The organism is Paracoccaceae bacterium (genome assembly GCA_033344815.1).
Taxonomy (GTDB): Bacteria; Pseudomonadota; Alphaproteobacteria; order Rhodobacterales; family Rhodobacteraceae; genus Roseobacter.
In genome coordinates this window covers 3,176,674-3,201,010 of record JAWPMR010000001.1, presented here as the reverse complement: position 1 = coordinate 3,201,010, position 24,337 = coordinate 3,176,674, and the positions used below count along the sequence as shown (strand labels likewise).

Annotated in this window: 24 protein-coding genes; 8 read left to right on the top strand and 16 right to left on the bottom strand. The window is 55.5% G+C overall.

Features of this window, described 5'->3' with window-relative positions:
• Positions 1-27 precede the first annotated feature (27 nt).
• From R8G34_14825 to R8G34_14815, 3 genes are all read right to left on the bottom strand, one after another.
• Positions 28-1,311: an ABC transporter substrate-binding protein gene (locus R8G34_14825; GenBank protein MDW3224137.1), complete on the bottom strand. Its 1,284-nt coding sequence runs from the start codon at positions 1,309-1,311 to the stop codon at positions 28-30.
• 88 nt (positions 1,312-1,399) lie between these two features.
• Positions 1,400-2,476 (bottom strand): branched-chain amino acid ABC transporter permease, encoded by a 1,077-nt coding sequence (locus R8G34_14820; GenBank protein ID MDW3224136.1) that lies wholly within the window; start codon positions 2,474-2,476, stop codon positions 1,400-1,402.
• A complete protein-coding gene (locus tag R8G34_14815; GenBank protein MDW3224135.1) occupies positions 2,477-2,842 on the bottom strand; it encodes a GFA family protein in 366 nt (121 codons plus the stop codon).
• 146 nt (positions 2,843-2,988) lie between these two features.
• Between R8G34_14815 and R8G34_14810 the strand changes: the two genes are divergently transcribed.
• The gene (locus R8G34_14810) at positions 2,989-3,327 is read left to right on the top strand and encodes an SHOCT domain-containing protein (protein MDW3224134.1); all 339 of its coding nucleotides are present in this window, start codon (positions 2,989-2,991) and stop codon (positions 3,325-3,327) included.
• Positions 3,328-3,459: 132 nt separating this feature from the next.
• On the opposite strand, the gene R8G34_14805 is transcribed toward R8G34_14810, so the two are convergent.
• The 5 genes from R8G34_14805 to R8G34_14785 all read right to left on the bottom strand — a co-directional run bounded on the left by R8G34_14805 (position 3,460) and on the right by R8G34_14785 (position 8,194).
• Positions 3,460-4,449 (bottom strand): branched-chain amino acid ABC transporter permease, encoded by a 990-nt coding sequence (locus R8G34_14805; protein MDW3224133.1) that lies wholly within the window; start codon positions 4,447-4,449, stop codon positions 3,460-3,462.
• The gene (locus tag R8G34_14800) at positions 4,442-5,014 is read right to left on the bottom strand and encodes a hypothetical protein (GenBank protein ID MDW3224132.1); all 573 of its coding nucleotides are present in this window, start codon (positions 5,012-5,014) and stop codon (positions 4,442-4,444) included. The genes R8G34_14805 and R8G34_14800 overlap by 8 nt, the downstream gene beginning before the upstream one ends.
• An 86-nt stretch (positions 5,015-5,100) precedes the next feature.
• A complete protein-coding gene (locus R8G34_14795; protein ID MDW3224131.1) occupies positions 5,101-5,919 on the bottom strand; it encodes an ABC transporter ATP-binding protein in 819 nt (272 codons plus the stop codon).
• On the bottom strand, positions 5,916-6,227 hold the full coding sequence (locus tag R8G34_14790) for a hypothetical protein (protein MDW3224130.1): 312 nt from the start codon (positions 6,225-6,227) through the stop codon (positions 5,916-5,918). Before R8G34_14790 ends, R8G34_14795 begins: the two co-directional genes overlap by 4 nt.
• A complete protein-coding gene (locus tag R8G34_14785; GenBank protein ID MDW3224129.1) occupies positions 6,224-8,194 on the bottom strand; it encodes an AMP-binding protein in 1,971 nt (656 codons plus the stop codon). The genes R8G34_14790 and R8G34_14785 overlap by 4 nt, the downstream gene beginning before the upstream one ends.
• A 240-nt stretch (positions 8,195-8,434) precedes the next feature.
• Here R8G34_14785 and R8G34_14780 point away from each other — a divergent pair, with 240 nt between their 5' ends.
• Both R8G34_14780 and R8G34_14775 read left to right on the top strand, forming a co-directional pair.
• Positions 8,435-10,351, top strand: coding sequence for a PAS-domain containing protein (locus R8G34_14780; GenBank protein MDW3224128.1), 1,917 nt, complete (start codon positions 8,435-8,437; stop codon positions 10,349-10,351).
• Positions 10,348-11,049, top strand: coding sequence for a response regulator transcription factor (locus R8G34_14775; protein MDW3224127.1), 702 nt, complete (start codon positions 10,348-10,350; stop codon positions 11,047-11,049). Before R8G34_14780 ends, R8G34_14775 begins: the two co-directional genes overlap by 4 nt.
• A gap of 30 nt (positions 11,050-11,079) precedes the next feature.
• On the opposite strand, the gene R8G34_14770 is transcribed toward R8G34_14775, so the two are convergent.
• The 3 genes from R8G34_14770 to fdhF all read right to left on the bottom strand — a co-directional run bounded on the left by R8G34_14770 (position 11,080) and on the right by fdhF (position 15,722).
• The gene (locus R8G34_14770) at positions 11,080-12,273 is read right to left on the bottom strand and encodes a hydantoinase/carbamoylase family amidase (GenBank protein ID MDW3224126.1); all 1,194 of its coding nucleotides are present in this window, start codon (positions 12,271-12,273) and stop codon (positions 11,080-11,082) included.
• Between the two features lie 61 nt (positions 12,274-12,334).
• Positions 12,335-12,877 (bottom strand): hypothetical protein, encoded by a 543-nt coding sequence (locus R8G34_14765; protein MDW3224125.1) that lies wholly within the window; start codon positions 12,875-12,877, stop codon positions 12,335-12,337.
• Positions 12,878-12,959: 82 nt separating this feature from the next.
• A complete protein-coding gene (gene fdhF / locus R8G34_14760; protein MDW3224124.1) occupies positions 12,960-15,722 on the bottom strand; it encodes a formate dehydrogenase subunit alpha in 2,763 nt (920 codons plus the stop codon).
• A 223-nt stretch (positions 15,723-15,945) separates the two neighbouring features.
• Between fdhF and R8G34_14755 the strand changes: the two genes are divergently transcribed.
• From R8G34_14755 to R8G34_14745, 3 genes are read left to right on the top strand one after another with little or no spacing between them, the layout of a single operon-like run.
• Positions 15,946-16,599 (top strand): histidine phosphatase family protein, encoded by a 654-nt coding sequence (locus tag R8G34_14755; GenBank protein ID MDW3224123.1) that lies wholly within the window; start codon positions 15,946-15,948, stop codon positions 16,597-16,599.
• A gap of 12 nt (positions 16,600-16,611) precedes the next feature.
• Positions 16,612-17,229, top strand: a complete 618-nt coding sequence (locus R8G34_14750; protein MDW3224122.1) for a glutathione S-transferase family protein — start codon at positions 16,612-16,614, stop codon at positions 17,227-17,229.
• A gap of 2 nt (positions 17,230-17,231) precedes the next feature.
• A complete protein-coding gene (locus R8G34_14745) occupies positions 17,232-18,287 on the top strand; it encodes a saccharopine dehydrogenase (protein ID MDW3224121.1) in 1,056 nt (351 codons plus the stop codon).
• Here the strand turns inward: R8G34_14745 and R8G34_14740 are convergent.
• The 5 genes from R8G34_14740 to R8G34_14720 are packed head-to-tail and all read right to left on the bottom strand — an operon-like array spanning position 18,284 to position 22,895.
• The gene (locus R8G34_14740) at positions 18,284-19,015 is read right to left on the bottom strand and encodes an SDR family NAD(P)-dependent oxidoreductase (protein ID MDW3224120.1); all 732 of its coding nucleotides are present in this window, start codon (positions 19,013-19,015) and stop codon (positions 18,284-18,286) included. The two genes, R8G34_14745 and R8G34_14740, sit on opposite strands and share 4 nt — an antisense overlap.
• Positions 19,012-19,575, bottom strand: a complete 564-nt coding sequence (locus R8G34_14735) for a DUF3833 family protein (GenBank protein ID MDW3224119.1) — start codon at positions 19,573-19,575, stop codon at positions 19,012-19,014. Before R8G34_14735 ends, R8G34_14740 begins: the two co-directional genes overlap by 4 nt.
• A 4-nt stretch (positions 19,576-19,579) precedes the next feature.
• On the bottom strand, positions 19,580-20,815 hold the full coding sequence (locus R8G34_14730; GenBank protein ID MDW3224118.1) for an MFS transporter: 1,236 nt from the start codon (positions 20,813-20,815) through the stop codon (positions 19,580-19,582).
• Entirely contained in the window at positions 20,812-21,570 is a 759-nt protein-coding gene (locus R8G34_14725) for a DUF1365 domain-containing protein (GenBank protein ID MDW3224117.1), read from the bottom strand. The genes R8G34_14730 and R8G34_14725 overlap by 4 nt, the downstream gene beginning before the upstream one ends.
• Positions 21,567-22,895, bottom strand: a complete 1,329-nt coding sequence (locus tag R8G34_14720; GenBank protein MDW3224116.1) for an FAD-dependent oxidoreductase — start codon at positions 22,893-22,895, stop codon at positions 21,567-21,569. Before R8G34_14720 ends, R8G34_14725 begins: the two co-directional genes overlap by 4 nt.
• A 257-nt stretch (positions 22,896-23,152) precedes the next feature.
• Here R8G34_14720 and R8G34_14715 point away from each other — a divergent pair, with 257 nt between their 5' ends.
• Both R8G34_14715 and R8G34_14710 read left to right on the top strand, forming a co-directional pair.
• Positions 23,153-23,674: a sigma-70 family RNA polymerase sigma factor gene (locus tag R8G34_14715; protein MDW3224115.1), complete on the top strand. Its 522-nt coding sequence runs from the start codon at positions 23,153-23,155 to the stop codon at positions 23,672-23,674.
• Positions 23,675-23,682: 8 nt separating this feature from the next.
• Positions 23,683-24,336 (top strand): ChrR family anti-sigma-E factor, encoded by a 654-nt coding sequence (locus R8G34_14710; GenBank protein ID MDW3224114.1) that lies wholly within the window; start codon positions 23,683-23,685, stop codon positions 24,334-24,336.
• The last annotated feature ends 1 nt before the right edge of the window (position 24,337 follow it).

The following is a 24,337-nucleotide window of genomic DNA, read 5'->3' as shown; positions in this document are numbered from 1 at the left end:
CGGTCTGTCCCGCCGGGGCAAAGTATCTTAGTTGCAGTTGGACGGAATGTTGTTTTCCGCCTTATATGCGGCGGAATCCTCGTCAATCAGGGGCTGAATAACGCTCATATCCGTCGAAGCGAAATCCGCGATCTTCACGAACTCGCCTGCGCTGGCATTCCACTGCGTCACCGCAACCATACCTTCGCCACCGTGGTTCTGGCACGAGACCGAGAACGACGGGCCAAAGCCCGGCAAGCCATTGGCGGTCATCACCTCTTCGGTGATTTCCAGCGCTTCCATTCCATCGCGCATCATGCCGGAGGTAATGTCGGCTGTACCGTGGATTTCCTGCGCCTTCTTCACGGCCTCGGCTGCAAGCATCGCCGCATAAATGCCGCGGTTGTAGGGCACCGTGCCGATCTGATCGCCCGCGCCCGCTGCTTTACCACCGTCCACGACGTATTTCTGGATGTCATCGAACAATGGGAAATCATCGCCCACAGCCGTCAACGCAAGCGCCTTGAACCCATCGGCCTTGTCTCCCGCTGGCTCCACGTCGATCTCAGCGCCAGACCACCAGATGCCGATGAAGTTTTCCATCGGGAAACGGATGTTGGCTGCTTCCTGAACCGCGACCTGATTCATCACGCCCCAGCCGTACATGATTACATTGTCGGGCTTTTCACGGCGGATCTGCAGCCACTGTGACTTTTGCTCCTGTCCGGGGTGATCAACCGCCAGCAGGCTCAACTCGAACCCATGCTTTTCGGCCAGCACTTCAAGCGTGCGGATAGGCTCCTTGCCATAAGCGGAGTTGTGATAAACCAGCGCGATTTTCTTGCCGGAAATGTCGCCACCGTTCTGTTCCAATATGTGGTTGACCGCAGCAGACGCACCGTTCCAGTAGTTGGCCGGATAGTTGAATACATGGCTGAACACATCGCCATTGGCGGCCGACGTCCGACCGTACCCCATGGAGTGGATCGGGATGTCATCTGCCGTGGCTTTGGGGATCAACTGATAGGTGATCCCGGTGGAGAGCGGTTGATAGACCAACGCGCCTTCTCCTTTTGTGCTCTCATAACACTCCACACCCTTTTCGGTGTTGTACCCGGTTTCACACTCCAACACGCGCGCGGCCACTCCGCCGATGCCGCCATCACGTTCGTTAAGCAAGGTGAAATAATCCGCGTACCCATCCGCAAATGGAATACCACCCGCCGCATAGGGACCCGTACGGTAGCTCAGCGATGGAAAGACAAGATCCGCCATCACAGGGCTTGCCGCCATCAGACCTGCCACGGCCATTGTTCCTAGTTTATACCTCATCGGTGATACCTCCCTTGGTTTTTGTCCGATGTCCCGGTTGCCCGGGTTTTGTCGGGCGGTTTTGCCCGCCGTTATTCTGTGACCCGCCCTAGTGTGGGAAAGGCCACAATCTCAATTTCTCCTTGGCCACGCGCCACAGTTGCGCCAGACCGTGGGGTTCGGCGATCAGGAAGACCACGATCAACCCACCGACGATCACCAGATTGAGGTGCGCCACGATATCCGTCGGCCATCCCAGCCAATCCACGCCGACAATCTTCAAAAGCACTGGCAGCAGCACCAGAAAGGCCGCGCCCGCAAAGGAGCCAAAGATCGACCCCAGCCCGCCGATGATGATCATGAAGAGCACGAGGAATGACTTGGTGATGCCGAAAACTTCGCCCACCTCGACCGCGCCCAGATAGACCGCAAAGAACAGCGCTCCGCTGATGCCGACGAAAAACGAACTTACCGCGAAGGCCGTGAGTTTGGCGCGCAGCGGGTTCACCCCGATGATTTCAGCCGCAATGTCCATATCGCGGATTGCCATCCATTGCCGGCCGACGGAGCCGCGCGTCAGGTTGCGCGCCATCACCGCCGAAAAGATCGTGAAGATCAGGCAGAACAGATAGGTCGCCCAGGCCTCGGTATTGGGTCCCGTGATCAGGATGCCGAATGTGTCGCGTTCCGGCGCATTGATTTGTCCGCTCGCAGAATAGTTGTAAAACCACGACACGCGGTTGAACAACCAGACCAGAAAGAACTGCGCGGCCAGCGTCGCCACGGCCAGATAGAATCCCTTGATCCGCAAACTGGGAAGCCCAAACAGCACGCCCACCATGGCCGTAATGCCCCCCGCCAGCAGCACGTGGATGAACATGCTGACCTCGGGAAAAGACGTCATGAGTTTATAGCAGGCATAGGCCCCGACGGCCATGAAACCGCCCGTGCCCAAAGACACCTGACCACAATAGCCCACCAGAATGTTCAACCCGATCGCCGCAATGGCATAGATCAGAAACGGCATGAAAATCGAGTTCACCCAATAATCATTCACCAGAAACGGGATGATAAAGATCGCCACAAACAGCACCGCATAGTACCGCCAGCGATCAAATTTGATCGGGAACGTCTGGCTGTCCTGCGGATATGTGGTGCTGAAATCACCGGCTTCACGGTAAAGCATCTAGACGCTCCCTTGTTTCACGGGGTTGTAGTTAACGCCATCCAACCAAGGCACCGGATCAATATCGCGCGGATTGACACCTTCCAATCCCCCGACATTGACTCCGAACTCGGAGGTGTTCGATCTGCGTCGATGATGCGTATAACAGCCGCAAATGCGACAGAAGTAATGCTCCGCACCAAAGGTGCCAAATTGGTAGAGCGACAAGGCATCCCCCTTCAGAACCTGCAAATCACCGTCATTTACGGTCACGTTCATGGCCCCCCTGCGCCGGCAGAATGAACAATCACAGCGCCGCGCCGCTGTTAAGGGCTCGCCAAGGCGCACCCGCATTTCGCAGGCGCCACAATGGCAGGACAACCGCATGCTTTCAGAGAGCGCCATCTGCACCGTCCCCCTTTGTGCGGCGACTTGCGGAGCCGTTTTTAACCATGCCACAATTTTTCCCAATTTCGCCCCATTCTGCCCCAATTGATCCGGCACCTTGCCTGCCATGAGTAGGAGTGGAGCTAATGACGGCAATCCTCAGGGAGCTGCGCACTTTGGACGAAAGATTGGCGCGGGAAGATATTTCCGATGCCGAATACCAGGCACAGCGCGCTGCCTTGATTGACAGCGTCGACGTTGTTGAACCCGAATTTGTCGGAACGCCGACCCGCGGCCAGCACGTCACGCCACAGAAAACCGGATTCATGTCCTGGACCCTGGGCATTGTCATCTGTCTGGGCGTTGTTGGCGTGTGCCTGTGCCTCGCCATGCTGACATTTGCAGACTTCAATCTGGCACTGACACTTGGTGTGACGGTGTTGGCCGCCCTGAGCATTGCATTGCTGCGCAGTCTTGAAGAATAATCAAAGCGCTGCGGCATGGCCTCGACCGACCCGTTCAAAAGATCCACCTGACCCTTTGCAAAACGCCGCCATCCGGGGCTCCGCCCTTTAAGCAGATCAAACGGTCCCGCGGACCGTTTCAAGATGATCTGCTCAAACCCGTTCAATGATCTTCTCCCCGAACAGACCTTGCGGGCGGAACACCAGAAACAGCAGCGCCAGCATATAGGCGAACCAATTCTCTGTCGCGCCGCCAAGGAAGGGCGCGCCAATCAGGAATTCGAACAGTTTCTCGCCGACCCCGATGATCAACCCGCCCACAATGGCGCCCGGAATGGAGGTAAAGCCGCCCAGCATCAGCACGGGCAACGCCTTGAGCGCGATCAGAGACAGGGAAAACTGCACGCCCGATTTTGCGCCCCACATGATGCCCGCCACGAGGGCAACAAACCCCGCCAGCGACCACACCAATATCCAGATGAAATTCAGCGACACACCGACCGAAAGGGCGGCCTGATGATCATCCGCCACGGCGCGCATGGCGCGGCCCTGTTTGGTGTATTGCGCAAACATCACCAAGGCGGCGACCAGCACAATCGCCACGACCGAGGCCACGATATCCAGATTGTCGATGAAAAACCCATAACCGAACCACTCGAATGTGGTCACATCGATGGTCTCGTTGATGCCCTGTGGCAGACCCACGCTCAGCGTCTTGATGTCCGACCCCCACATGAGGTCCCCCACCCCTTCGAGGAAATAGGCAAGACCAATGGTGGCCATAAAGAGGATGATCGGCTCTTGCCCCACGAGGTAGCGAAAGATGAACCGCTGCACCAGATAGGCCAGCAGGATCATCACCCCGATGGTCAGAATGATCGCGGCAAAGGCTGGAATATTCCATCCAAAGTGATGCACATCCGTGCCGAAAATCGCGTTGATCAGGTGGGCAAAAGGCACCAACCCGTTCATGATCCCATAAAGCGTCATCGCCGCAAAAAGCGCCATGACCCCTTGGGCAAAGTTGAAGATCCCAGAGGCTTTGTAAATCAGCACAAAGCCCAGCGCGACCAGAGCGTAAAGCACCCCGGCCATAAGCCCGTTGAGGAAGACTTCGATGGTAAAGGCGAGTTGTTCAGGCATCTACATGCTCCTCAAAATCAGACCATCCAATTGTGACATTCACATAACTTCGATTCCCTTCTACCGGAGCGGTAAAAAGCGTCAGGAATTTCCCGTGGCCCGCGGAGGGGCGGAAAACGATCTGAAATGGAACTTCATTGGAGGACACGTCCAATCTGATGGCGTCTTGGCCTGACCACTCAGAGCCGAGGGTCATGGCGTATTGGACAACGCTTTCGATATCGGACCTGCCCCAAGCGGAGAATTCGTTGGAAACCGAACAGATCGGACCTTCTTGGGTTTTCTTGGGGTCGACAGTAATCTTGCCATCCAAAACGGTGTATCGTTCGATATGTTCATACCCAGAAAAGACCGGCGTAAGACCGCGTCCGTCAAAACGACGCGGTGGAAGAACAACCGTCTTCAGAAAGGGGAGGCAGCGGTCTTCGATCAAGGCGACCACAGCCTGCGGGATATTGGTGGGAATGACTGATGCCTGACCGGGCGCGTACAGCAACCCGCCCAGCGCCAGTCCCACAAAAGTGCCGCCACCCAAGAAAAAGGCCATACGTTTTTTGTCATCCATGGCAGGCCACCGATACCTTCCCGCCGATGCACGGGATCGGTGTACAGCCTGTGTACAGGTTGTGTACAGCTTGTGCACCGCGGTTTTCAATCATGGCTGACCCCCAGATAGGCGTCGATGACGGCTTGATTGTTGCGCACCTCGCTCGGTGTGCCGTCACCGATCTTCTTGCCGTAATCCATCACAACCACCCGGTCGGATAGGTCCATGACCACGCCCATGTCGTGCTCAATCAGGGCGATGGTCGTGCCAAATTCGTCATTCACATCGAGAATAAAGCGGCTCATGTCCTCTTTCTCCTCCACGTTCATGCCCGCCATCGGCTCATCCAGCAACAAAAGCGACGGTTCCGCCGCCAACGCCCGCGCCAGTTCCACGCGTTTCTTCAACCCATAAGGCAGGCGTGACACAGGGGTCTTGCGGATCGCCTGAATCTCTAGAAAATCAATAATCTTTTCAGCGACTTCACGGTTTTCTGTTTCCTCTTTCTCGGCCTTCCCCATCCAGAAGGATTGCGAAAACATGCCCGTTTTCATATGGGTCAGCCGCCCGGTCATGACGTTGTCCAGCACTGACATACCCTCAAAAAGCGCGATGTTCTGGAACGTCCGCGCAATCCCTTGCCGCGCGACCTGATAGGGTTTCATGGAGGGACGCGGCGCGCCTTTGTAAAAGACCTGGCCTTCCTGGGGTACGTAAAACCCGGAAATAACGTTCAACATCGAAGACTTACCGGCCCCGTTCGGCCCGATGATCGCGCGAATTTCGCCCTCGCGGATGTCAAAAGAGATGTCCTTGATCGCCTCCACACCGCCAAAGCGCAGAGTAATGTTCTTCATCTCCATCACCACCGGCCCAATCTGGCGGCCATCGGCGGTGGTGTATCCTTCTGCGATATCTTTCATTTCCAAGACCTTTTCCAGCCGAGACCGGCGACGAACAGAATTCCGGCGTAGACGCACATGACGATCGTTGAAGGCAAAAAATCATCGAGTTGAAAAAACTTTCTGAACGGGAAGCTTGCGACGACTACCAGCCCTGCAAACAAGCCCATAGTCAGATTTAATTGCGGTATCCTATGCATGACGGGATACGCGAGCAAAAGCGCTAACGCGCCAAAAAACAGAGTAGCCTGCGAGTACCTCAGCGAAAAAGTTAGTGCTAAAACAAGACTTAAAGCCACAGTTAATACGTAAATAGTAATCCACTTCATTCCGCCGCCATCCTTGTCCCCGCCGGGACGACGCTTGCCGCGCGCACTTCCAGCGTGGCCGCGATCGAGCCTTTGCGCCCATCTTCATAGGTGACTTCGGTCACAGTGCTCACCGACGTCGAGCCATCATAAAGTGCGGCGATGATATCCGCGTATTTCTCTTCAATGATCCGGCGGCGTACTTTGCGGGTGCGGGTCAACTCGCCGTCATCCGCATCGAGTTCTTTGTGCAGCACCACAAACCGGTGGATCTGACAGCCAGATAGCATCTCATCCTGCGCGACGGATTTATTGACCTCTTCGACGTGGCTCTGGATCGTGTCCATCACCTGCGGGTGGCGCGCCAGTTCTTGATAGGAGGCATAGCCGATGTTGTTGCGTTCCGCCCAGTTCCCTACGGCCGTGAGGTCAATGTTCACAAAAGCCGTACATTCATCGCGGCCATTGCCAAAAACGACAACCTCCAGAATATTCGGGAAAAACTTGAGCTTGTTCTCCACATATTTCGGCGCAAATAGTGCGCCACTCGCCATTTGACCCACGTCCTTGGCGCGGTCAATGATGCGCAGGTGCCCGGTGTTTTCCTCAATGAAACCCGCATCCCCTGTCGCCACCCACCCTTCGGCGTCCTTGGTATCCGCGGTGCTTTCCGGGTTCTTGTAGTATTCCACGAAGACGCCTGGTGAGCGGTAAAACACCTCGCCGTTCTCGGCAATTTTCAACTCCACACCCGGACAGCAAACGCCCACCGTGTCGCTGCGCACTTCGCCATCTGGCTGCGCGGTGATGAAGACCGTGGCCTCCGTCTGACCATAGAGCTGTTTCAAATTGATCCCGAGCGCGCGGTAAAAATCAAAGATTTCCGGCCCGATCGCCTCTCCCGCCGTATAGCCGACCCGGACACGGCTAAACCCAAGCGTGTTTTTTAGAGGGCCATAGATGAAAAGCTCACCCAGATTGTATTTGAATCGATCCCATTGGCTCACCGGTTGCCCGTCCAAAATGGCGGGGCCAACCTTGCGCGCGTGTGCCATACACAGGTCAAAAAGCCACTTTTTGAACCGCCCGGCATCTTCCATCCGGATCATCACATTGGTCAGCTGTGTTTCAAACACACGCGGTGGCGCAAAATAGTAGGTCGGCCCGATTTCGCGCAGGTCGGTGTGCATTGTATCCGCGCTTTCGGGGCAATTGGTGCAAAACCCCGTCCACATCGCCTGCCCGACGGAAAAGATAAAATCACCCACCCATGCCATTGGCAGATAGGCCAGAATATCATCCGTCTGACGCAGATCGTCGAATTCCGATGAAGACTTGGAGGTCTCGATCACATTGCGGTTGCTCAACACCACGCCTTTGGGCTTTCCCGTCGTGCCCGATGTATAAAGCATCACGCAGGTACTGTCGTAATCCAGCTTTTGCTGGCGTGCGTTCAGCTCGCCCATCAACTCTTCGCGTTTTGCACGCCCTACGTCCTGTACATGGGAATACTGGTGCAAATGCGCGTGGTCGTATTTGCGCAAACCCCTTGGATCCAGATAGATGATCTGCTCGCAACTGGGCAAATCTTCCTGAATTTCAATGACCTTATCGACCTGCTCCTGATCGCCGACGATCACGAAACGCGCCCCACAATGGCCCATCACATAAGCCATCTCTTCGGCCACCGCGTCCTGATAAAGCGGCACCGGGATCGCCCCGACCATTTCAGCAGCGACCATGGACCAATAGAGCTTGGGGCGATTGCGCCCGATCACCGCAACGAAATCCCCCTCGGCAACCCCAAGATCAAGCAGTCCAATCGCCAGCGCTTCGATCTCTTCAAGCGTTTCCTGCCAAGTCCAGGACTGCCAGATTCCGTATTCCTTTTCGCGATACGCAGGCGCGTCCGCAAATTCTGTCGCGTTACGATACAATAGCGCCGGAACGGATTGCTCTCCGCTGGCGCGCTCTATGCGATTGTTCAACCGTTGTCCTCCCAGACCTTGCCCATTTGCAGGCAAGCGCGGCTCTTTTTTGACCGTCGTACCAAATACAATGTTGTTTTTAGTCTTGAGGTCAACTTTTTCGTCATGATTTCTCAATCCTAACGAATTGTTACAAACTGCGCGGTGCCGGTATGAGCATACAAACCTGATTTTCGTCAGCGCAATTGATGATAAGATCGGACGTGGAAGCTAACATGATTTCGACGTCTGGAGCGCCCTGTGGCCCTGTCTCAAACCCATACACAAGACCTGACCGCTGCGGGTCTCAACCTGATCGGCCAGTCGCTGACCATTTATGATTCCGAACTTGAACTGGTCGTGTGCAATGTGCCGTTCAAGCGCATGTTTGATCTGCCCGAGGCTCTTGTCACGCCAGGTGCCGGTTTTGCCGATACGATCCGCCATCTTGCCTTGCGCGGGGAATACGGCGTTGTGGCGGACATCGAAACCTTTGTGGCAGAACGCGTGAAGCAAGCGCGCGCTTTTGAACCGCATTACATGGAACGCACCCGAGCCAATGGGCGGATCATCAGCGTTGAAGGCGCACCCTTGCCACAAGGCGGCGGGTGGGTGACCGTTTACACGGACATCACGCATGCCAAGAAACAGGAAGCGCTCTTGCAAAGCCGATCCGAGGAACTCTCTGATCAGCTTAACAGTTATGCCAAGGAACTCTCGATGACCAACCGCGAGCTCTCGGCCATGAACGCAGCACTTGAAGAGACCAAACGCGAGCTGACTGAAATCGAAGCGCGCACACGCCTGACGACGGAAATGATGCCAGCCCATATTGCACATGTGGATGCACGCGGGCGATATACGTATTCAAATCGTCAACTGAGCACAGTGATTCCCGGTCGCCCTTCCGAGATACTTGGCATGCATATTGCGGATGCTTTGGGACCCTCGGCATACATCCGCGTGGCGCCGCATCTTGAGACCGCCTATGCAGGTCGTCCATCGGTCTTTGAGTTTACGGATGATGGAAGCACCCGACGCATCCGCGCAGCCTTTACGCCGGACGGCCGCGGCGGGGTTTATATCCTATCCATGGATGTGACTCTTGAAATGCAGACCCGCGTCGCTTTGCAACAAACGCGGCGGCGCGCGTTGGCATCGCAGATGGTTTCCGGGCTGACACATGATTTTTCGAACTTGCTGACGATCATTCTGGGATTGCAATCGAAACTGATGCGTCTGGATGGGATGCCGAAGAATGCAGCAGGCCTTATTGACGGAACGCTGTCCGCAGCGCGGCGCGGCGGCAGTCTGCTGAGCAGCATCGCTGGCATGACGGCACAGCGCGCATTGAGACCGGAGGTAACTGACATTCATGCCTTGATGCGAAATTTTGAAACACTCGCCGCGCCTACTTTGCCAAAGGGGGTGGTGTTGAAAATTGAGACGGAAACGCCGGAAACGCCCGTGATGCTGGATGCAGGCATGGCCACAGACAGCCTGCTGAACCTCGTTCTGAACGCGCGTGATGCGTGCGGACGATCAGGTGAAATTTCCGTCAAGGTCGCGCTTGTGCATGATACCTGGATCGAATGGCAGATTGGCGATACCGGTTCCGGATTCTCCCAGACCGCTCTCAGCCGCGGATTTGATCCGTTTTTTACCACGAAAGGGGCGGAAGGGTCCGGACTGGGATTACCTATGGTATATGACATGACCAAGCTTGCCGGGGGCGATTTACGTCTGGAAAACCACCACGACGGAGCGCGGGTTACGTTACGCCTGCCCTACCGGCCTGCCGCGCAGGCAAACAGCGGGTTGGTTTTGTTGGTGGAAGATCGGGATGATCTGCGTACCCTCTATCGCGGGATGTTGACCGATCTGGGTCATTCAGTTGTTGAGGCTGTCAGTGCGGATGAAGCAAGCGCGTTGATGGCGGACGTTCCCGACATCGCGTTTGTTCTGTCAGACGTTCAACTGGCGGGTGAATGTAATGGCATAGACCTGGTCGGCAGAGTGAATGGCAATCTGCCCGTGGTCCTGATGACATCGTTGCCTGTCGATGATCCACTCTACCTGACAGCACAAAAAACTGCGCCTGTTTTGCAAAAACCTTTTGATCCTGGGGATCTCGCCGCGCTTTTTGCATCTGACCCCGCAACGGCCCCTGCAAAATGACCGCCCCACTAATTTCCATTCTGGATGACGAACCGGCCATTCGAGAAATGCTTCAGGAAGCGTTGGAAGAGGCCGGATTTCGCACCATTAGTTTTGGGCGTGCGCAGGCATTTACGGCGGCTTTGGCCCATCAGACACCTGACGTTTGTCTGGTCGATTTATCATTGCCCGACACGGACGGGTTGACCTTGGTGCACAAACTGGCTTTGGAAAAGGGCGCGATCGTGATCATTATTTCCGGACGCGCTCTGGTTCAGGACAGGGTGACCGGGCTGGAACTGGGTGCGGATGACTACATTATCAAGCCATTTGATCCCGCCGAAGTCGTGGCGCGCATCCGCGCACGGCTGCGCGCGGCAAAACCGGCAAAATCGACCAGCCAGGTTGCGGTTTTTGCGGGGAGGACGGTACATTTCAACCAGTATTTTATCGAGGATGCTTCTGGCGAGAATATCCCGTTTTCTCATGCAGAAGGAGAGGTGTTGCGTCTGTTTCTGGAAAACCCCAAACGGCTGATCAGCCGTGCCCAGATGCAAGACAGCCTTGGAGGCGCTGCAAGCGAGAGTTTTGATCGTGCGATGGATGTCCGCATTTCCCGTTTGCGCACCAAATTGCATGAAGACCCAAAGAATCCACAGTTGATCAAAACGATTTATGGTGCCGGATACATCTTCATGAGCGATGTGTCGTGGCAATGAGGCGGGCCTGAAGGTGGCCTGAAGCCCACCCTACGGCGTGTTTATTATCGCCTGAGATAAAACCTGCAAACCGCATAGCAGGTCCGCTTCGTCAGTGTCTTCCTCAAAGGCATGGCTGATCCCATTGATGGAGGGGACAAAAAGCATGGCGACGGACATCAGGGACGCCACGTTTGTTGCATCATGTAGCGCGCCAGAAGGCATTTTGCGCCATTGACCCGGTACCGTTTGTTGAGCTGCGTTGCATAGGGCAGACTGCAAGCTTGGATCCATCGCGACGGGTTCAAGTCCCAAAAGAGCACCAAAGGACAGAGTCATTCCAAGGTTTTCAGCAACTTCAGCGGCGGTTTCCCGAATGATCGTTTCCATTCGCGTTAGCCGATCCACATCGCTATCGCGCCATTGCATCGAAAAAACCGCGCGACCTGGCACGATAGAAGATGCGTTCGGATGCAGCGATAGATGCCCGATGGTCCAGACAGTTTGCGGCGTCACGACATTTTGCAAGCGGTCTTTCAACATCATGTTGAAGGTCGAAACCGCCTGAAATGCATCAAGGCGCAGGTGCATCGGTGTGGTACCAGCGTGGTTTTGTTGCCCTTCAAAGGTGATCTTCATATCGCGGATGCCAACAATATCCGTGACGACGCCAATCTTTTCACCTGCCTCAAACAAGGTCGGACCTTGTTCGATATGCATTTCGACAAAACCAGTGAATTGCGATGAACAGACGGGGCCAGTTGTCATTTCGGCCATACTTAAACGTGCATCAGCAAGAGTTACTCCAGCATGATCATATAACTTGTCCGCTTCCGCTTGTGTCATTTGCCCCGACCAGACAGCACTGCCAGTTGTGACGCCAAATCGCCCTTCTTCATCTTGAAAGGCAACAACAGAAACGGGCGGCCCCCCGGTTTCAACGGATGTCCGCGCAATTTCCAATGCAGCAATAACGCCGAGTGCACCATCTAGCCACCCGCCCTCGGGCTGGCTGTCGCTGTGCGACCCAAGTAGAATAGACGGCCCCTCGGCAAGTCCGAAAAGGTTACCCATGGGATCGATTTCCACCCGCAGGCCAGCGTCCCGCATTTGACCCGACAGCCATCGCCGTGCCGCAACATCGGCATCAGAATAGGCCGGTCGAATGACACCCTTGCCCACACCGGATGCGCCAAAACTGCGCAAATGGTGCAAGTCAGCTAAAAAGCGGTCAGGGTTTGTCATGAGGCTTTCCCGGTTTTGGTTCCGCCTTCATTATGACGCGCAGATTACGTTAAGAACAGTGTCAGTCGATCACACCCGTGGTGGGGAAACCGCATTGCTCTGCCATCTTACCATAAGCTGCGGTAAAACCGGCAAGAGATGCGGCATAGACGACAGCGCCGTCCAGTGTCACCCAAAGCGTACTTGCATGACGCATTGTTTGCAAAAGCCCCAAACTGTCTCCTGGATGCGCCCGCGCAGCAGCCTTGGCAAATCCCTCTTCGTCAAATCCAGCCGTGACAAAAGCTTCGGTGCGCCAATCAACGTCAAACTCAAAAAGAACCCGAGCGCCATCCTGCATGACGGTGCCATAACCACGTGGCGCATATTCATAGACCGTTGGTTCGGGGTAATAGTAGGGCGGTGCTGCATCGCCGTTCGATAGGGAAATCGACAGTATGGGATCGCCATCCCCACCCGTAGACGCGGTACAAACGACACGGAAATCTTGTCCGGTATCATAGCTTTGGACAAATACTGTCCAGTCACCGTAGTTCCAATATTGTTCTGCCGCTTGCGCCGATACCGGGTTCAAAAGCGCAATCGCGCACAACAAATATTTCACGCCGAATGGTCCTTTTGCCGATAATCTCCATTCGGCAATAAGGTGCATTGTTAAACAATTAGCTTACGTCGCGCGTGCGTTGTTACTCGGCCGCAACCCGCTCCGCTTTTTCCACCCTGACAGCCGAAAACTTGAACTCCGGGATTTTGCCATAGGGGTCCACCGCCGGGTTGGTCAGGATGTTTGCCGCCGCCTCAACATAGGCGAAGGGGACAAAAACCATGTCCGGCGATACAGCACGGTCTTCGCGGGCCATGATCGAGATCGTACCGCGTTTGGTAGTGAGTTGGACATGCTCCCCCGGGGCAACGCCCAGTTTGCGCAAAGTCGACGGGTGCAGCGAGCAATTGGCCTCAGGTTCCAAACCGTCAAGTACCATGGAACGCCGGGTCATCGACCCCGTATGCCAATGCTCCAATTGTCGACCGGTGGTCAGCACCATAGGGTATTCTTCATCCGGGACATCATCGGGTGCAATAACGCTGGCCGGGGTGAATTTCGCACGCCCATCCGGGCGCGGGAACCCTTCGCCGAACACAATCGCCTGACCGGGATCTTCGGGGCTCAGCGAGGGATAGGTGACCGCGTTCTGCTCTGCCAATCGATCCCATGTGATGTTTTCCAAAGAACGCATGTTCTGTTTCATCTCGGCGAATACATCTGCGGGACTTTCGTAAGTCCACCCGAGACCCAAACGTTTGGCCAGTTCGACCTCAATCCACCAATCCTCGCGCGCGTCACCGGGGGGTGCCACCGCTGGGCGCCCCATCTGGACCTGCCGGTTCGTGTTCGTCACAGTGCCGGACTTCTCGGCAAACGCGCTGGCAGGCAGGATCACATCAGCGTAGTTTGCAGTTTCGGTGATGAAAATATCCTGCACCACCAAATGATCAAGCTTGGCCAAAGCGTCCCGCGCATGTTCGACGTCCGGGTCCGACATGGCCGGATTTTCACCAAGCACATACATCCCTTTGATCTTGCCCTCATGCACCGCGTCCATGATTTCCGTGACCGTCAAACCGCGTTCATTGGAAAAATCAGCTGAGCCCCAGACTTTGGTAAAGGCCGAACGCACGCCATCATCGGTTACGGGTTGATAGTCCGGCAGGAACATCGGAATAAGCCCCGCATCAGACGCGCCCTGAACGTTGTTTTGCCCGCGCAGCGGGTGCAGACCAGAACCCGGGCGCCCTACTTGCCCCGTCATCAACGCAAGGCTGATCAGGCAGCGTGAATTATCGGTGCCGTGGATGTGCTGACTAATGCCCATGCCCCAGAAAATCATCGCAGACTTAGCGCCTGCAAAGGTCCGCGCGACGTCGCGCAATACATCCGGTTCAATACCGCAGATCGGCGCCATGGCTTCTGGTGAGAAATCAGCCAGATGGGCTTTTTCCGCTTCCCAGTTCTCGGTGTAGGCGTCGATATACTGTTGATCGTAGAGGCCTTCTTTGACGATCGTATGCATGATCGCGTTTAGCATGGACACATCGGCACCCGGACGGAATTGCAACATATGGCTGGCGAACCGTTTCAAGGCTTGTCCGCGCGGGTCCATCACGATCAATTTGCCACCGCGCTTGGTGAATTGCTTGAAAAATGTCGCAGCAACGGGGTGGTTTTCGATCGGGTTACAGCCAATCGCAATGGCCACATCGGCGTTTTCAATTTCATTGAACGTGGCCGTCACAGCGCCCGATCCGACATTTTCCATCAAGGCCGCGACAGAGGACGCATGGCACAGTCGCGTGCAGTGATCGACATTGTTGTGCCCAAATCCCTGACGGATCATCTTCTGGAACAAATAGGCTTCTTCATTGGTGCATTTGGCCGATCCAAAACCCGCGATTTCGCGACCACGACCCTTCATGCCCGCCGCTGCGAAATCCAGCGCCTCATCCCAGGTTGCCTCGCGGAAGTGGGCTTGCCAATTGCCCGGATCGACATTCAATCCTTTGGCAGGTGCATCTTCGCGGCGGATCAAGGGCTTGGTCAGGCGATGTGGATGATGAATATAATCAAACCCAAAGCGCCCTTTCACGCAAAGACGCCCCTCATTCGCCGGGCCGTTGATCCCGTCCACATATTTGACTTTGCCGTCCTTGACCTTGAGCGACACCTGACACCCAACCCCGCAGAATGGGCAGATGCTCTCGACTTCGCTGTCAAAATCCGCGCTGTCCCCCACCTGGTTTTCATCCACGACGGTGGCAGGCATCAAGGCGCCGGTCGGGCAGGCCTGAACGCACTCACCACAAGCCACGCAGGTGCTGTCGCCCATGGGATCGGCCATATCGAAGGTCGGGTATGAGTCATGTCCACGCCCGGACATTCCGATCACATCATTGACCTGCACTTCGCGACAGGCGCGCACGCACAGGCCGCATTGGATACAGGCATCGAGGTTGACACTCATCGCCACATGGCTGTCGTCTAAAAGCGGAATGCGCCCCTCTTCGAGTTTCGGAAAACGGCTTGCCTCCACGCCATTCAGCGCCGCCATATCCCACAGATGGCTGGATTTATCATGCGATACGTCTTGCCCCGGCTGATCCGACAGAAGCATTTCAACAACCATCTTGCGGGCATTTTCCGCACGGGCCGAATTGGTGGTAACAACCATACCTTCAGCGGGTTCGCGAATGCAGGAGGCTGCCAAGACACGCTCGCCCTCAATTTCCACCATGCAGGCGCGGCAATTCCCATCCGGGCGATACCCGGGAGCCGGCTTGTGACACAAATGCGGGATCACAAGACCACGGCCATTTGCGACTTCCCAGATCGTCATGCCAGCCTCGGCCTGAACGTCCTGACCGTCCATTGTAAAGGTAATTTTGTCAGACATGCCGCAGGCCTCCCCAGATTCTCGCATGACTATAGGGGCCAGAACGGTTTTGAAGGACCCCAATCCCGACATATCTGGCCGAATTTCCGCCAGATATGTTTCCCATGGGAACGCAGCGTCGCGCATCCGGGTCCTGCTTCATAAAGGTTTGGCCGTCGGAGCCTGACCTCTTCCAACCGACACGCGGCTGCCCTAATAAGGCATCAAGCAATCGAAAGCAGATATGTCTCACATCACCCTCATACGACACGGTCAGGCCAATTCGGGCGCACAAGACGAAGCCAGCTATGACAAGTTGAGCGCTTTGGGTCATCAGCAATCGGCTTGGCTCGGCGCGCATTTGAAGGTCCAGAATCAACATCACACGCGGCTGTACACCGGTACCCTGAAACGTCATGTCGAGACTGCCCAGTCCATGGAGACGGGGCTTGATCCAATACGCGACGCCCGCCTCAACGAGTTAGAATACCTGACTTTGGCGCGCGCGCTTGAAGCGGAACACAATATACCCTTTCCTCAAGGACAGGCCGCATTTACCACACATTTGCCACAGGTTTTTGCAGCCTGGCAGCGCGATGAAATCGCAGGTGCACCAGAACGGTTTGCCGATTTCGAAAAACGCGTCTGGGATGTGCTCTGCGAGATCGCGGCGGGTGATGGCCCTGCTCTTGTGGTCACTTCAGGTGGGTTGATTTCCATGGCAATGCGCCATGTGCTGAGGCTTGATATTGCCGCCATGGCGCAAATGGCTCTGGCAATCTACAACACCTCTCAGCATCGTTTGTTTCCGATCGGAGGGGCGCTTTCGCCCACGATGTTCAATGCTATTCCACATCTAGAAGATCCAGATCGTCACTACGCCCAGACCCATGTTTAAAAGGTCCCTTTCATGCGCCTCTACTATGCCCCCCGCACCATTTCCATCGCCGTTGTCATCGCACTTGAAGAGGCAGGATTGCCTTACGACCCGATCCGTGTCGATTTCGCGTCTGCAGAGCAGACGAAGCCTGCCTATCTGGCGCTAAATCCCAAGGGCCGAGTGCCTACGCTGGAAACAGACGATGGCGTATTGCTGACCGAAACCGGCGCAATCCTCGAGTATGTGGCCGGCCTCGCACCTGATGCAGAACTTGTGCCGGCTGATCCGGTGCAGGCCGCGCAAATGCGCAGCGTGATGTATTTTCTCGCCGCGACGATGCATGTGAACCACGCCCATAAAATGCGCGGTCATCGCTGGGCCGACCAGCAATCCAGTTTTGACGACATGACCGCCAAAGTAGCCCAGACCATGACCGAGAGTGCGCGATTTTTCACTAATGAGTGCCTCAGCGGAGACTTCGTGCTGGGTGATCAGCTTTCGGTGGCCGATGCGCACGCGTATATGCTGTGCAGTTGGCTCGAAGGGGACGGCGTCGTTCTGGACGGCTTCCCAGAGATTGAAGCGTATATGGCGCGGATGAAGGCGCGTGCTTCGGTCCAATCCGCCATTGCGCAGGGGATGCTCTGAAAGTGACCCATATCTGGCTCCGCGCGGAGCAGCGCGATAATGAAACCCGTGTGGGACTCACCCCCAAAGGCGCTGTTGAACTTCTAGCTTTGGGCATGCAGGTTAGCGTCGAAGCCTCCCCGACGCGCGTGATCCCTGATAGCGCCTATGCCGAAGCTGGATGCACCATGGTGCAAAGCCACTCCTGGCCTGACGCGCCCCGTGACGCGATTATTTTTGGGCTCAAGGAATTGCCAGAAGATGACACACCCCTGCCCCATCGACACATTATGTTTGGCCATGCCTTCAAGGGGCAACCTGCCGGCCTGCGTCTGTTGCATCGCTTCAAGGCCGGGTCAGGCGCGCTCCTTGATCTGGAATACCTCACAGATGACAGCGGGCGTAGATTGGCCGCCTTTGGGTATTGGGCGGGCTATGCCGGGGCCGCGGTTGCCCTGAAATGCTGGGCCGCGCAGCAAAAAAATAGGATTGTGGGGCCAATCAGCGCCTATGACAGTTCGCCCCATCTTCTGGCCGACTTACAAACCGACCTCGTTGCAACCGGCAGTCACCGCCCCAACGCGCTGATCATTGGGGCCTTGGGGCGTGTCGGCAATGGCGTTGCAGATCTGTGCACAGCGATGGGTGTTGCGACCACCAAATGGGACATGGCGGAAACCTCAAACGGGGGACCATTCCCACAGGTTTTGGCGCACGACCTCTTTTTCAACTGTGTCCTTGCACGGCCTGGAACGCCTGTTTTTGTTCCCGCCGATGCGCTCACAAGGGACCGTGGCCTCAGCGTCATCGCCGATATCGCCTGCGATCCGGACAGCGATTTCTCTCCGATCAAGGTGTATGACCGCACAACGACTTGGGCGACCCCAGCCTTGCGCGTGCACGAAAACCCAGTGCTTGATGTTACCGCAATTGACAACCTGCCTTCGATGCTTCCGCTGGAGAGCAGCGAGGACTATGCAGAACAACTCTTGCCTGTTTTGAAATCGCTCGCTGAACCAGACGCACCCGTATGGGTCCGCGCGGAAGCGATTTTTCGCGAACATGTCGACCGGCTTTAGGAGAAAATGCGGTAGTATAACCAGTCAGGCAGGAACTGACTGCCCCGGAAAACCCAGGAAAACACACGCGGGAAACTGACCTTGAAACGGTCAGTGTTCATTTGTTTGAACATCTGTTCCGCAGCCTCTTCCGGCGTCATGATGAAGGGCATTTTGAAATCGTTTTTGTCGGTCAGTTGAGTCTTGATGAACCCGGGGTTGGACACTTGCACCTGCACGCCCGTTTTGCGCAGGTCCGCATACATACATTCCGCCAATGACATCGTACCTGCTTTTGACGCCGTATAACCTATTGAACCGGGAAGACCGCGAAACCCGCTGAGACTGCCGGTGATGACAATGTGGCCCGCATCACGTCGCACCATGCTCGGCACCACGACCCCCATAATCCGCATCAGGCCTGTAAAATTGATATCGGCCATGGCATTGGCCTGCCCAAAATCCCATTCCTGCGCCGCAAAGGGCCAATAGACACCGGCCAGAAACACCACACCATCTACCGGCCCGATTGCCTCTTTGGCATCCTTGACGCTCTGATCATCCGATACATCAACCGTCTGAAAGGATGCTTCTCCGGGCAGGCTTTGAACCAAGTCTTTCAACTTGGCCTCGGATCGCGCGGATACAATCACATATGCGCCAGCCCGACTTAGTTTCTGCGCAAGTGCTGCGCCCAAACCATCGCTGGCCCCAACAAGCCAGTATCTTTTGCCCGTCCAATTCTTCATGCGGCATCTTTCGGTCGCATGGTCGCAACCAGTTCAGCCACTTTGAACCCGAATTTTCGAAACTGCGACCGGTTTATGATCGTGCCGTTTGGCGTCAAATACATCCAATCCACCGTGTCCAACACATGACCACCAGAGGCCTCTGGCAGCTTGATCCTGTATTTCAACTGTACGGTGGATCCGGTCTGACAACCGGTTCCTTGACCGACAACGTCATCTGCCATTGCAAGCAAAGAGCCATCCTCCCCCAAGGACAGATGCCATTCGCGATTTTGCGAACTGCCATCGTCATAGGTAAATGCTTCTTTCAACGAGCCGTTTTCGCCGTCCCATGATCCTTCAAAATCTGCCACAAACCGGCTGCTGACGCGGCCAAATGGACCGAAGATCACACCCTCACAGGTAATTGGGCCGTTCAAATGCTTACGCACATCAAATTCCGGCATCGCGTCTTCGTAATCTGATGGGTTTTGTGCGGTGAACCCCAGCTTTTTGCGCAGCATCCAAACCACAAAAAGCCCAATGGCAAATCCAACAAACAAAAATATCCAAGCACTCATCTCTTCAGACCTCTCTCAGATTTGTCACCGCAAGCAAGGCGATGGCCACAATTTTCAGCACACAAGGCACGGCAGCGTATAAAAAGGCCAGCAATGCCAAGGCTTCGGGCGCGTTTTCGCCAGCGGGACCGCTTACAAACCCTGCGCGCTCAAGGACAGGCAACAAACCCGCAGCGGCAAAGGCGAGCGTGAGCTTTGACACAAACGACCAAAGGCCAAAACCCTCTGCCGCCGAAGGCGAGATTTGCGCCATACGACTGGCGAACATCGCCGGCAGCAATGTCAGATCCGCGCCCAATGTCGCGCCTGACGCCAGACAGATCAGGGCGAATAACACCCAATCCCCCGGCCCCAGGGTTAAGGTAAGCCCGAATGCGCAAATGGCGAGCACCATGGCGACAATCAATACATCCTTGGCCCCAAATCGTTCGGCCATCTTGCTCCAGAAAGGCGCGGCCACTGCGGCTGAAAGAAAGAACAAAAGCAATAGAGGCCCTTCAAAACCTGGCGCTTCCAGGCGGCTCTCTACGAAAAACAGGAACAGTGTCGAGCTTACTGCCACCGGTGCAGCATTGATCAAGGCAATCAAAAGCAAGCGGCGGGCAAGCGGATCCTTGAACACGACTCCGAAGCCGGTGGCAGAGGCCAATCCCTTGGTGCCCCACTCATCACGCATCGCAAAAGCAGCCGCGAGTGACAGCAACACAAAACCGACGGCAAACCCGGCAAAAGGTGCAGACATCAGTGCGCCAAGCGCAACTGGCGCAACCGAAGCGACACAGACGCCCAGCAAGGCACCGCTTTCGCGCCACCGCGCCAAACGCAAGTGACCCTGACCGGAAAGCTGTGCACCCTTCATAACGCCTTGAGCGTAAAAGTTTATCGTCAGGAAGCTAAAAGCGGAAAATACCAGCGTCAGCGTTAAGGCGAACCAGATCAGCGGCGGCAACAGGGGGGGCACCGCAAAAAGGCCAAACATGGCGATGGCAATAACAGCGCATCCAATAGCGACTGCAACGGCGCGATGATTGCGCAGCCGTTCTGACAGTTTCCCCAACAAGGGATCCTGCACAACATCGATCAGGCGCAGCCCGAACAATACTGCTCCCAAGGCAGCTAGAGAAACGCCATATTCATCCAGATAAAATTTCGGCGCATGTATGTAGATCGGCAATCCGGCAGCGGCCAGCAGAGCCGCAAATAGAGAATAGGCGGGCAAACGCTCGCTTTTCAGTGTCACCGGGACACCTCTTCATTGGGCGGCGCGGGGCGCGCACGATAGCTGGCTCCCTTGAACCAGAGCTTCAAAGCTTGCCAGTGGATCAGCGCCAAGACCCGGCGCGCGCCAAACGGGCGCTTGAAGGCGAAACCAAGGATTGACCGATTGCTGAGCGGTCTGCGCTTACCCGTCAATGTCGCGATCAACCCGCCGTCAGCGCGTGTATAGTCTATCCAGATCCCGATACGCGCCTTACAAATATCAAAACGGAACCTATAGCCGCCGCCGACAGGCTGGAACGGCGATACATGAAAAATTTTGGCGGCGTCCAGAGTGTCGCTGGGCGCAATCGGGCGCAGGTCAGCGTGGTGGCACAGATAGCTGTGGCGATCACCAAACGTATTGCTCACCTCTGCGATCACGGCAATCAATTCGCCATCAGCGCAACGACACAGCCAGAAACTGACAGGGTTGAACACATGGCCCAGCATGCGGGGTTGGGCAAGGAGTTCGATCTTGTCAACGCCGGTAATCTGGTGCTGTTCCAGCACATCCCGCACCCATTTCGCGCCGCGTCCCTGTTTCGGTGCACCGCCGTGATCAACATCATGCAAGGATGTCAGGCCACGACCATTGCGCGCAAACAAGCGCGGAGCCTGCACGTCAGCTTCTGCATCGAGCAATACGTAATCCACAGAATAGCGAAATGCGTTTTCAACCGATCCCTTGCGACCATGAAAGGTCTGACCTGCGATATGATCCACGCCCACGCTCATTCGGCTGCGACCCGGTCCTGCTCTACACTCCGCATTGCCTGAACGACATCGACTGCACTGCTCAAACCGTCCTCGTGAAATCCATTCTTCATCCATGCACCACAAAACCATGTGTTCCGGGTCCCATTGAACGATTTGATCGTTTTCTGTGCATCCAGTGCCGGCAAGTCATAGACGGGATGCCGCAGCGTGACCGCATCATAGATGCATTCTTCGCGAATGGTTCGTTTTGTGTTCAACGTCACGAAATGCAGATCGTCCTGCGGGATCGGCTGAAGCGAATTCATCCAATACGTCAGATCAATACGGTCCGATTTGGCTGATTTATCTTCGGTGTAAACCCAGCTTGCCCATGTTTTGCGGCTTTTGGGCATAATGTTTGTATCGCAATGCAAAACGATGTCGTTCGGTTGATAGGCAATCGCGCCCAACGCCGTTTTTTCCTGCGGGGAAGCATCCGCCAACAAGCGCAGTGAAACATCGGAATGCGTTGCAAATACCACCTGATCGAATACCTCCGGCATGCCCCCATGAGCACGCACAACGACCTGACCCGGTTGCCGCTTGACCGATTGTACCGAAGTGCCCAATCTCAGATCGACACCGATCTGACGCAAAGCCGTTTCGAGCCGGTTTACGTATTGTCTTGAACCACCCTGAACGGTGTACCATTGGTGCTGGCCGTGAACGCCGAGCAAGGCATGGTTCTTGAAAAACTGGATCATGGCGTGAGCGGGAAAGTCCATGATCTTTTGCGTCGGTGTAGACCAGATCGCGCCGGACAGTGGCAACAGGTAGTAATCGCGGAACCAGTTTCCAGTGCCTAGCTTTTCCAAAAACGCACCCAGACTGAGATCGCGGTCCTGCGCCACCTGTAACGCGTTCTTATTGAAACGCAGAATATCGCGCACCATGCCCAGAAATGCCGGTGTAACCGCATTGCGCCTCTGTGCAAACAGGGCGTCCAGCGAGGTCAGCGCATATTCCAACCGGCCGCCATCAATGGATGCACCGAAACTCATGTTGGATTTGACCACGGGCACATCCAACTGCGCGAACAGGGCAGACATGAAGGGGTAGTTCTCGTGATTGAAAACGATAAACCCGGTATCCACCGGCTGATCACCATTTTTGCCGGCCATGACGGTTCTGGCGTGACCGCCCAATTGGGTTTCAGATTCAAACACAGTCACGCTATGCTCTTTGCTCAACATATATGCAGCGCCCATGCCTGATATGCCACCGCCAATAACGGCAATCTTTTGCGAGTGGGGGAGGGTTTTGCGAGATAAGGGTGAGCGTGTGGTCAACGCGTCGAAGGGCATAAATCGTATTCCGAACTTCTTGGTATTTGTGAAGTGTATACGGGTTACGATCTAAAGTGGATGTATCAGTGCCAAAACAATGTTTTTTTGATCCGATCGCGCCGCCACACCGTAACGGATGTATGATTACGCTGCTTGACCAAGACACACAGACCGCTGCACCCGTTGGTGTTGTTGGCCATTCTATGGCATCCAGGCAGCGTGCTGAAAGGGCTAGGCAATATTCAGTGAACTTAAAGAGTGACTCCAAAAGACTTTTGTGGATCGACCACGTCGTGCGGATCAGGGATCATAAGGATACCGAAGCCTTCGCCGAACTGTTCGCGCATTTCGCCCCGCGCGTGAAGGGTTTTCTGATCAAGTCGGGAGCCGATGCGTCACTGGCCGAAGAATGCTCACAGGACGTAATGGCGGCGTTGTGGCACAAAGCGCACCAGTTTGATCCGGCGCGCGCCTCAGTCGCGACATGGATTTTTACCATCGCTCGAAACCGCAAGATAGATATTCTGCGCAAACAGCGCAGACCAGAACCAGAAGACCTGACATGGGGTCCGGAAGAAGAACCAGATCAGGCGGATATTCTGACGCTGCAACAAGAAACGAAAATATTGGGAACTGCGCTCGCTGAATTGCCGCAAGCCCAGAGGGAGTTGATCGAAAAAGCGTATTTCGGGGATCTGACCCATAGCGAAATCGCCGCTCAAACCGGTCTGCCGCTCGGCACGATCAAATCTAGAATTCGGTTGGCGCTGGAACGCTTGCGCCACACAATGAAGTGAATAGTGAAATGACTGAGACAATTAAACATCATTTGAGTGACTCAATTCTGATGGGTTACTCCGCAGGAACACTGCCAGAGGCTTTCAACTTGATGGTCGCAACACATCTGTCCTTATGTGACACTTGCCGTGCGCAGGCTGAAAGCTTTGATGCGGTTGGCGGAGAGGTTCTGAACCAGATGCAGGCGGCAATGCCTGTAAACCCCAACAGCTTTGAGGCAACCCTTGCGTTGATCGCAGGTGGTGAGATTGAAAAACCGGCATCGGTTGAGAAAAAGTGCTCTGTATTGCCCAAGCCCCTGCGCGATTACGTCGGTGGTGATTTGGACGCGATCCGCTGGAAGCCAGTAGGTATGGGCGTGAAGCAGGCGATTCTTTCGACGTCAAAAGACGCTTCTGCGCGCCTGCTTTTTATCCCGGCGGGGGCGGCTATGCCTGACCACGGCCATCACGGTACGGAAATGACCATGGTGCTCAAGGGCGCTTTCCAGGACGAGGATGATTATTTCGCGCGTGGTGATGTAGACAGTGCAGACAGTGATACACACCATACCCCGGTCGCCGATATTCACGAAGACTGTATTTGCCTCGCGGTGACCGACGCGCCGCTGCAATTTGATGGATTGATCCCCAAGATAGCGCAACGCTTCCTGCGGATTTGAG

What these genes read in the sequence shown, in the direction of transcription:
- R8G34_14750 (MDW3224122.1), top strand. Translation starts at nt 16,612, where the DNA reads ATGCGCCTCTACTATGCCCCCCGCACCATTTCCATCGCCGTTGTCATC.
- R8G34_14820 (MDW3224136.1), bottom strand. Translation starts at nt 2,476, where the DNA reads ATGCTTTACCGTGAAGCCGGTGATTTCAGCACCACATATCCGCAGGAC.
- R8G34_14770 (MDW3224126.1), bottom strand. Translation starts at nt 12,273, where the DNA reads ATGACAAACCCTGACCGCTTTTTAGCTGACTTGCACCATTTGCGCAGT.
- R8G34_14795 (MDW3224131.1), bottom strand. Translation starts at nt 5,919, where the DNA reads ATGAAAGATATCGCAGAAGGATACACCACCGCCGATGGCCGCCAGATT.
- R8G34_14815 (MDW3224135.1), bottom strand. Translation starts at nt 2,842, where the DNA reads ATGCGGTTGTCCTGCCATTGTGGCGCCTGCGAAATGCGGGTGCGCCTT.
- R8G34_14790 (MDW3224130.1), bottom strand. Translation starts at nt 6,227, where the DNA reads ATGAAGTGGATTACTATTTACGTATTAACTGTGGCTTTAAGTCTTGTT.
- R8G34_14775 (MDW3224127.1), top strand. Translation starts at nt 10,348, where the DNA reads ATGACCGCCCCACTAATTTCCATTCTGGATGACGAACCGGCCATTCGA.
- R8G34_14755 (MDW3224123.1), top strand. Translation starts at nt 15,946, where the DNA reads ATGTCTCACATCACCCTCATACGACACGGTCAGGCCAATTCGGGCGCA.
- R8G34_14720 (MDW3224116.1), bottom strand. Translation starts at nt 22,895, where the DNA reads ATGCCCTTCGACGCGTTGACCACACGCTCACCCTTATCTCGCAAAACC.
- R8G34_14800 (MDW3224132.1), bottom strand. Translation starts at nt 5,014, where the DNA reads ATGGATGACAAAAAACGTATGGCCTTTTTCTTGGGTGGCGGCACTTTT.
- R8G34_14710 (MDW3224114.1), top strand. Translation starts at nt 23,683, where the DNA reads ATGACTGAGACAATTAAACATCATTTGAGTGACTCAATTCTGATGGGT.
- R8G34_14825 (MDW3224137.1), bottom strand. Translation starts at nt 1,311, where the DNA reads ATGAGGTATAAACTAGGAACAATGGCCGTGGCAGGTCTGATGGCGGCA.
- R8G34_14810 (MDW3224134.1), top strand. Translation starts at nt 2,989, where the DNA reads ATGACGGCAATCCTCAGGGAGCTGCGCACTTTGGACGAAAGATTGGCG.
- fdhF (MDW3224124.1), bottom strand. Translation starts at nt 15,722, where the DNA reads ATGTCTGACAAAATTACCTTTACAATGGACGGTCAGGACGTTCAGGCC.
- R8G34_14725 (MDW3224117.1), bottom strand. Translation starts at nt 21,570, where the DNA reads ATGAGCGTGGGCGTGGATCATATCGCAGGTCAGACCTTTCATGGTCGC.
- R8G34_14740 (MDW3224120.1), bottom strand. Translation starts at nt 19,015, where the DNA reads ATGAAGAATTGGACGGGCAAAAGATACTGGCTTGTTGGGGCCAGCGAT.
- R8G34_14735 (MDW3224119.1), bottom strand. Translation starts at nt 19,575, where the DNA reads ATGAGTGCTTGGATATTTTTGTTTGTTGGATTTGCCATTGGGCTTTTT.
- R8G34_14805 (MDW3224133.1), bottom strand. Translation starts at nt 4,449, where the DNA reads ATGCCTGAACAACTCGCCTTTACCATCGAAGTCTTCCTCAACGGGCTT.